This is a genomic window from Rhizobium esperanzae (assembly GCF_002204185.1).
Lineage (GTDB): Bacteria > Pseudomonadota > Alphaproteobacteria > Rhizobiales > Rhizobiaceae > Rhizobium > Rhizobium esperanzae.
In genome coordinates this window covers 1-1,008 of sequence record NZ_MXPU01000061.1, presented here as the reverse complement: position 1 = coordinate 1,008, position 1,008 = coordinate 1, and the positions used below count along the sequence as shown (strand labels likewise).

Here is a 1,008-nt window from a genome sequence, read left to right as displayed (position 1 = left end):
TGTTTGGTCCCGGCATTTGGTGGAGCGGATTGATGATAAAACGTTCGGGCTGTGAAGCCCATGCCTTGCATATGAACTCGTAGGGTGTGAGACCCTTGAGGGTCTTGAGCCTGCGGCCGAAATTGTAAGCGGCGACAAAGTCGGCAAGATGCTGGCGCAGTTGATCGTGGCTTTCATAGTAGAAGCGTCTGACGGTGGCATCCTTGATGGTTCGGTTCATTCTCTCAACCTGACCGTTGGTCCATGGATGCTTTACCTTGGTGGTGCGGTGCTCGATATCATTGGTGGCGCAGGTGTATTCGAAGGCATGGGCCCGGAAACGTTCGCCATTGGCGATTGCTTCTTTGATCAGCGGCACAGCGGAGCCTCCAGCACCGGGCGTGGTGAACTGGATCCCGTTGTCGGTGAGCACTGTGTGGATCTTGTAGGGGACGGCTGCAATCAAGCGCAGGAGGAACTCGCGCGAGACGGCGGTGGTGGCCTTCTCGTGCAGTTCGACGAAGGCAAACTTCGAGGTGCGATCGATGGCAACGAACATGTGTAACTTACCCTGTTCGGTGCGCACCTCGGCAATGTCGATGTGGAAGTAGCCGATCGGGTAGCTTTTGAACTTCTTCTTTGCCGGCCTGTCGCCGTCGACATCCGGCAGGCGGCCGATGTCGTGGCGCTGCAGGCAGCGGTGCAGCGACGACCGCGTAAGATGGGGGATCTCGGCTGTAGTGCATAGAGGCAGTCATCGAGCGGCAGCAGCGTATACCGGCGAAAGGCAACGATAACAGCCTCCTCCTCGACGGAGAGCACCGTCGATCTAGGCTCTTTCGGGCCGGTCGGAAGGTCCGCAACAGAGGACCGCTTCCGCCACTTGGCGACGGTCTTCTGATTGATCCCATAACGCTTCGAAAGCGTCCTCAGGCTCTCTTGACTATGTTGTATCGCTCGACGGACTGCCTCTGTCGTCGTGGCGCTCCCATGAAGAACCTGGCCCATAACGCATCCTTTGATTCGGAA

1 pseudogene is annotated in these 1,008 nt (G+C 57.6%); it reads right to left on the bottom strand.

Annotated features, from left to right (window positions below):
• Positions 1-987 (bottom strand): annotated as a pseudogene (locus B5E41_RS30915) (IS481 family transposase); the annotation flags it as partial.
• Positions 988-1,008 lie beyond the last annotated feature (21 nt).